General features: G+C 48.0%; 10 protein-coding genes. 9 read left to right on the top strand and 1 reads right to left on the bottom strand.

Annotated features, from left to right (window positions below):
- The 3 genes from HWQ42_RS00050 to HWQ42_RS00040 all read left to right on the top strand — a co-directional run.
- Positions 1–190, top strand: a 190-nt coding sequence (locus HWQ42_RS00050) for a cupin domain-containing protein (RefSeq protein WP_292808200.1), incomplete at its 5' end; no start/stop codon positions are given.
- Entirely contained in the window at positions 187–759 is a 573-nt protein-coding gene (locus tag HWQ42_RS00045) for a hypothetical protein (protein ID WP_292808198.1), read from the top strand. The genes HWQ42_RS00050 and HWQ42_RS00045, both read left to right, overlap by 4 nt.
- A gap of 49 nt (positions 760–808) precedes the next feature.
- A complete protein-coding gene (locus HWQ42_RS00040; RefSeq protein WP_015131751.1) occupies positions 809–1,561 on the top strand; it encodes a glucose 1-dehydrogenase in 753 nt (250 codons plus the stop codon).
- Here the strand turns inward: HWQ42_RS00040 and HWQ42_RS00035 are convergent.
- Positions 1,529–1,687, bottom strand: a complete 159-nt coding sequence (locus HWQ42_RS00035; RefSeq protein WP_292808194.1) for a hypothetical protein — start codon at positions 1,685–1,687, stop codon at positions 1,529–1,531. The two genes, HWQ42_RS00040 and HWQ42_RS00035, sit on opposite strands and share 33 nt — an antisense overlap.
- 33 nt (positions 1,688–1,720) lie before the next feature.
- On the opposite strand from HWQ42_RS00035, the gene HWQ42_RS00030 reads away from it, so the two are divergent.
- The 6 genes from HWQ42_RS00030 (at position 1,721) to HWQ42_RS00005 (ending at position 6,454) form a co-directional block, all read left to right on the top strand.
- Positions 1,721–2,068, top strand: a complete 348-nt coding sequence (locus HWQ42_RS00030; RefSeq protein ID WP_099103505.1) for a nuclear transport factor 2 family protein — start codon at positions 1,721–1,723, stop codon at positions 2,066–2,068.
- Between the two features lie 421 nt (positions 2,069–2,489).
- Positions 2,490–2,840 (top strand): hypothetical protein, encoded by a 351-nt coding sequence (locus HWQ42_RS00025; RefSeq protein ID WP_292808191.1) that lies wholly within the window; start codon positions 2,490–2,492, stop codon positions 2,838–2,840.
- Positions 2,815–2,973, top strand: a complete 159-nt coding sequence (locus tag HWQ42_RS00020) for a hypothetical protein (RefSeq protein ID WP_292808189.1) — start codon at positions 2,815–2,817, stop codon at positions 2,971–2,973. The genes HWQ42_RS00025 and HWQ42_RS00020 overlap by 26 nt, the downstream gene beginning before the upstream one ends.
- Before the next feature lie 63 nt (positions 2,974–3,036).
- Positions 3,037–4,380 carry an efflux RND transporter periplasmic adaptor subunit gene (locus HWQ42_RS00015; RefSeq protein ID WP_292808187.1) on the top strand — a complete coding sequence of 448 codons (1,344 nt, stop codon included), beginning with the start codon at positions 3,037–3,039 and terminating at the stop codon, positions 4,378–4,380.
- Between the two features lie 179 nt (positions 4,381–4,559).
- Complete coding sequence (locus HWQ42_RS00010; RefSeq protein ID WP_292808202.1) at positions 4,560–5,771, top strand: ABC transporter permease; 1,212 nt, start codon at positions 4,560–4,562, stop codon at positions 5,769–5,771.
- 2 nt (positions 5,772–5,773) lie between these two features.
- Positions 5,774–6,454 carry an ABC transporter ATP-binding protein gene (locus tag HWQ42_RS00005; protein ID WP_292808185.1) on the top strand — a complete coding sequence of 227 codons (681 nt, stop codon included), beginning with the start codon at positions 5,774–5,776 and terminating at the stop codon, positions 6,452–6,454.
- The last annotated feature ends 289 nt before the right edge of the window (positions 6,455–6,743 follow it).

The raw sequence follows: 6,743 nt of genomic DNA, 5'->3' as shown, positions 1-6,743 counted from the left end.
ACAAGCCGGACCACCCCTACATCTCCATCGGCGCGAAGACGAGTCGTTTTACATTCTGGAGGGAACCTTTGCCTTTCAGATTGGAGATCGCACTGTGACAGCAACAGCAGGTTGGTTTATCACCGCTCCCAAAGGTGTTCCGCATTCTTACAAAAATATCGGCACCACACCCGCAAGGATAGTGAAATGATCAAAAATGTAAAATCACGACAAGAAGTACTAGAATTCGACCTCTTTGGATTTCGACCCTCATCTCGAAAAACACCGATGCGCCGCGCAGCCCTTCTCGCTCTCCCGCTGTTCTTTGCCACCTATTTCGTTTCCGCCTGCTCGGATTCCGCAGCAACCATACCTGCGATCGCCTATCCCGAAACCAAGCGGGCCAATGTCGAGCGTCTAGCCTATGCGGTGCAGGATGGCGGCACGGACTGGCGCACCATTCGGGTGCTGGATGTCAACACGGGCAAGGTGCTGGGCGATGAGGTCAAATGGGCGAGGTTCACCACCATCGCGTGGATTAAGGACGGCTCCGGCTTTTTCTACGCTCGTTTCCCTGAACCGAAGCAGGGCACAGCGTCCCAGGCAAACGTAGAAAATCATGCCGTTTATTTTCATGCGATCGGTACGCCTCAAGCGCAGGATCGTCTGGTCTATGCAACTCCCAACCAGCCGAGCCTGCTGCAATCCTTGAGCGTCAGTCCTGAAGCCGCTTTTATCACGGGCGCGAGCCTCAAAAATGATGGCGGCTTGGCTGCTTGAACAAGACGTAATCAAAGTTGTAATCCCTAAACTCAACCAGGAAAACACTATGTCACAAAAACTCTCAGACAAAGTTGCACTTGTCACTGGCGGCACCAGCGGTATTGGTCTTGCCACTGCCAAGCGATTTGTCGCTGAAGGTGCCTATGTTTTTATCACGGGTCGTCGCCAGACTGAACTTGATGCTGCTGTAAACGAGATTGGTAAGAACGTCATGGGCATTCAGAGCGATGTCTCAAAGCTGGCAGACCTCGATCGTCTTTACGCCACGATCAAGCAAGAGCAAGGTCACTTGGATGTGATCTTTGCGAATGCTGGCATTGGCGAATTTGCTCCACTGGGTTCAATTACCGAAGAACACTTTGACAAAACCTTCAACACCAATGTCAAGGGTCTACTGTTCACCGTGCAGAAGGCGCTGCCGCTGATGCCAGAGGGCGCTTCCGTCATCCTGAATGCCTCCACTACTTCCATCAAGGGCACCCCAGCCTTCAGCGTCTATAGCGCCACCAAAGCTGCCGTGCGATCGTTTGCCCGCAACTGGATACTCGACCTCAAAGACCGCCAGATCCGAGTGAATGCGGTCAGCCCTGGTGTCGTTCCGACTCCCGGTTACAATCTCTTGGGACTCAGTGAAGAGCAGCTGAAAGCATTTGTGGAGAGCCAAGCTAGCACTATCCCATTGGGACGAGTCGGCAAGCCCGACGAGATCGCCAAAGCCGTTGTCTTTCTCGCTTCAGATGACAGCAGCTTTGTCAACGGCATTGAGCTATTCGTCGATGGTGGCGTGGCACAAATCTAAAGGAGTGCTGTGTCCAGAGTAGCGGAGGTCTAACGCCTCTAGTACTGCGTTCGAGTTTTTCTGCCGTCGCTGCCGTTCATCGGCGTCGCTGAGGAGAAGGATACATCGGTAGAGAAACCGCTTCATTAAAGCATCCACTTGAACAGAGGAGAAGTTCAGATGTCAGATAAAAATAAAGCAATCTTAGAAGAAGCAAACGCGGCGATCGCTGAAGGCAACAATGAAGGATTCTTGTCATGCTGCACCGACGACACGGAATGGACGTTTGTAGGCGACAAGACCCTTAAAGGAAAAGAAGCCGTTCGCCAATATATGGCAATGACGTACATCGAGCCGCCAACGTTTATGGTCTCTAACTTAATTGCTGAAGGTAATTTCGTCACGGCACTCGGCGACATCACAATGAAGGACGAAGACGGGAAGGCGGCTCATTATTCGTACTGCGATATCTGGCGTTTTCGCGACGGTAAAATCGTCGAATTAAGGGCTTTCGTCATCAAAACCTAGTCAACAAACCATTCATTCTCCATGATGGGTGGTTTTACTAGTATGAGCAGCCTTAGATAATTTTCCTAAATAGAAATTAAAATATCTTTTTTATTTCATAAATCTACTCATGTTTACCATGCCTTATAAATGCGAGGAAGTTGTAAGTTGTTTGCAATCTATTTTATTTAATAAAATCAATAGCTCAAAGCCTGTCAGAACCTAGTTGTGCGTCTTGAAATAGAGTTTTTTTAGGTGCAATTCATATATAAAGCAACGCAAAAATTAACATCGTAATAATTCATTTTATTATGATATTTTTATCTGTTTCTTTAGAGAGAGTGATTCATTTATTTTATTGATTAACTTTAAAGTATCTGTCGATTAATTAAACTCTAAATTTAATTAATCGACCGATACTTTACACTTTGAAACTAATCTGATGAAAAAGATAATTTTGCTGGCACTGGTATGTACGGGATTCGTAGTGACTACGCCCTTTACGGCACAAGCACTAGATTCAGAAAAAATTAGTCCGAACCTCGATCGAGAGCCGAATACGTCGCTCGCCCAGTACGATCGCGACCAAAATCGTGACAACCGAAATCGTGACAACCAAAATCGTGACGACCGGTACGATCGCAACCGAAATAGCGATCGGTTGTTTATTGTTTATTACCGCAGCCATGACGATCGCAAGTGGATTTATGTGAGTAAGCACTACAATCGTCGCGATGCCCGACGTGCTGCCAACCGACTGGAGCGGCGTGGTTATCGAACCCAAATTTTATGATAGAGCCGTTTCAAACTATGAGTTGCCAACACCTAAATCCTGCTTGCGGGCTGCCAACCGACTGGAGCGGCATGGTTATCGAACCTACGTTCAAGTCAGTCGAGAAGTCAATCGTGGTATGAATCGAGGCTAATGTCCGAAATTGAAGGCGTTGGCTCGGCTGCACCAATGCCTGACACCAAAATTTGAGGTAACAATGTCGAGTATTAGCTTGAATTTCAAGAAAGGCGTTGATTCTGCCAAGCAGAAGCTACACAATCGATTCAAAACTAACAAGTGGTTGATGGGATTGCTAGTGGCAATCCCGCTCGCTGGTGGTCTGAGTTATCTTGTTTATAACCAATTAGTGACAGTCGCTAAACAGCAGGCACAAAGCAAGATTCAGACAGCAGCAGTTACACGGGGCAATCTAACAATTTTGGTATCCGCCAATGGTACCGTGCAACCCGAAAGTTCGGTCAATATCAGTCCCAAAACCTCCGGTGTTTTGAAGCAGTTGCTGGTCAAAGAAGGCGATTTTGTCAAACCAGGTCAGATTGTCGCCTATATGGACAATTCAAACATCCAAGGGCAATTGCTCCAGGCACGAGGAAACCTTGCTGCTGCTCAGGCAAATTTGAATAAGGTCATCGCGGGGAATCGATCGCAAGATATCGCTGGATCTACAGCCAACCTAAATAAAGTTCAGGCTACCTACAGGCAAGCGGCTGAAGACCTGCGCCGTAACCAAAAATTACAAGCACAGGGAGCCATCTCTCAACAAGTATTGAGTCTTGCTCGATCGACTAGTGATAGTGCCCAAGCGCAAGTAGAGCAGAGCCAGCAAGCATTAAATCTACTCAAAGCAGGATCGCGCCCTGAAGACATCGCTCAAGCCCGCGCTCAAGTTATGGCAGCCCAAGGGGCAGTCACGATCGCTCAACGGAATATCGACGATACCGTGATTCGCGCCCCCTTTGCAGGGATTATTGCTCGTAAATATGCCGATCCAGGGGCGTTTGTGACCCCCACAACGGCGGGTAGTGCGGTGACTTCGGCAACATCATCTTCAATTCTGGCTCTAGCATCTACCAATGAAATCGTGGCGCAGGTAGCCGAAGCCAGTATTGCCCAAATCCGTGTCGGGCAGGTAGCGGTAATTAAAGTGGATGCTTACTCTGGCAAAACCTTTGAGGGCAAAGTGACACAAGTTGCTACCCAGTCATTGGTACAACAAAATGTGACCAGTTTTGAGGTGAAAGTAGCGGTTGCCGACCCCCAAAAACTGCTCAGTCAAGGGATGAATGTGACGATCGATTTCAAAGCCGGAGAACTGAACCAGGTGCTAGTTGTGCCGACGGCTGCGATCGTTCAGCAGAAAGCATCTCAGGGTGTATATGTGGCGAAAACAGGCGGCGATCCGGTATTTATGCCGATCGTGGTGGGGACGACTGTTAACGATAAGACTGAAGTTAAGTCTGGTTTAACTGGGAACGAACGGGTTTTACTCAGTTTTCCACCCGGAACCCGTAAGGTTACTCCGATTACAGGTGGGGGTTGACGTAGATAGTCAGAAATTACAATCTCCGAAATCACCATTTGTGGATACTTAAATTTATGCGTAGATCTACCCACCCCGCCCTGCGGGCACCCCTCCGAGAAGGGGATTTGCCGAACAAATCCCTTCTACGTTCATCTCGCCGTAGTAAGCGCAAAATCTCGCTGCTGGAAATATTTTTGATGGCAGTAGAAACCTTGTGGAGTAATAGAATCCGCAGCGGATTGACGATGCTGGGTGTAATTATTGGGATATCCTCTGTCATTGCGATTACTTCGATCGGTCAGGGAGTTCAAAAATCCACCGAGTCGAGCATTGCAGCATTGGGTACCAATATCCTCCAAGTCTCCGCAGCAGCAGCGAGAACGGGCGGCATCAGTCAGGGGGCTGGTTCTGCTAGTACGCTTACTTGGGAAGATGCCCAAGCGATCGCCAAACAAGTCCCCGCTGCTACAGCAGTGTCAGCGTTCTTATACCGCCCAAGTGTTCAGGTGGTGCGGGGTAACGTCAACATTTCAATCACTGCCATCGGCACGGATTTAAACTTTCCAGACGTGAGAAATGTCCGACCAGAATTAGGGATATTTTTTCAGCAGCAGGATTTAGATACAGCCAAAGCAGTGGTGGTAATTGGTGCCAAAGTTCGAGACGATCTGTTCGCTGCGTCAGAAACGGCGATCGGTAGCGATATTCGGATTCAGGGTAAACGTTATCGCGTAGTGGGGGTGATGGAGCGGAAAGGGGCTGTCGGGCTGCAAGATACGAATAATATGGTGTATCTGCCCCTAACTAATATGTCCGCTGAGATTGTTGGTAACAATGCGCTCACAGGTGTGGCAATTAACGGCTTTTGGGTAAAAGCGAGTAATCCCGACCAACTTGAAGCAGCGGAATTTCAGGTGGCGAATGTGCTGCGGCTGCGCCATGATATTCGCCTACCCAAAGAGGATGATTTTACTGTCACCAATGAAGTGGATCTGATTAAAACTTTCACGAGTATTATGGGGTCGCTGACGCTGATGGTTGGTGCGATCGCGGGAATTTCGCTAGTAGTTGGTGGGATTGGGATTGCCAATATCATGTTGGTGTCCGTGATGGAACGGACGCGGGAAATCGGGCTGCGAAAAGCCGTCGGTGCAACTAGCGGCGCAATTCTGAATCAATTTTTGATGGAATCGATCGTCATTTCGAGTATTGGCGGTGCGATCGGGATTGGGTTGGGTGTAGCCCTCGCTTTTGCTACCGCTACGATCTTCAAATTTCCCTTTGTGGTGTCGCTATTGTCAGTGGTGGTGGGTTTTGTCCTTTCGCTGATTGTTGGGGTACTAGCGGGCGGTATTCCTGCTCGTAATGCGGCAAAACTAGACCCGATCTTGGCACTACGTGGGGATTGATTATGGCAAGTATGATTTCTCTCGAAGATATTACTAAAACCTATCACTTGGACACGATCGAAGTCCCAGTCCTCAAGCGCGTGAATTTGTCGATCGAGGAGGGCGAATATGTCGCAATTATGGGAGCTTCTGGTTCGGGCAAATCGACGCTGATGAATATTATCGGTTGTCTCGATCGACCTAGCAGTGGACAGTATTTTTTAGCAGGTCAAGATCTGACTACGCTTGATGATGATGAACTTGCAGATATTCGCAATCAATATATTGGGTTTGTATTTCAACAGTTCAACCTCTTGCCAAAACTCACATCTTTGGCGAATGTGATGCTACCGATGATTTATGCCGATGTTGATAAGTCGCAACGGGTCGAACAGGCGACAGAAGCATTAATCCAAGTTGGTTTAAGCGATCGCATCCAGAACCGTCCCAATCAACTTTCTGGCGGACAACAACAGCGCGTCGCGATCGCTCGTGCTTTAGTGAATCTCCCCGCCTTAGTCCTCGCCGATGAACCGACTGGCGCACTAGATACCAAAACTTCCGAGGAGATTATGAATCTGCTGACTGAGTTAAATCAACAAGGTACGACGATCGCGATCGTTACCCATGATGCCAATGTTGCCGCTAGAACAAAGCGGATAATTCGGATGGTGGATGGGGTAATTATTGAGCAGGAGAAATAATTATAAAAGCTTAAAGAAGTCCAAGTCTACTTTGGAGAAAAAACTAAAAGCGCAGATAAAGAAAGAACGAGTGAAGCTGCGATCCTCAAATTAATTAAGGATCGCGTCAAAGCAGTGCATGACAAGGATATCAACGCGCTTTTATCTAACTACATGCCAGATATTTGATCGTTCGATGTCATCGAACCACTGCCATATACCGGAGCAGATACGGTTATTGCAAGGGATATAGATTAAGAAAAGCTCTAATGTATGCGGAATAGGAGTTACAGCTTTTAATGTCAGAGAG

Source organism: Nostoc sp. JL23 (assembly GCF_017115065.1).
GTDB classification, from domain to species: Bacteria; Cyanobacteriota; Cyanobacteriia; order Cyanobacteriales; family Nostocaceae; genus Nostoc; species Nostoc punctiforme_A.
Note: the sequence above shows the minus strand (reverse complement) of the source record. Positions and strands in the feature narration are given on the sequence as shown.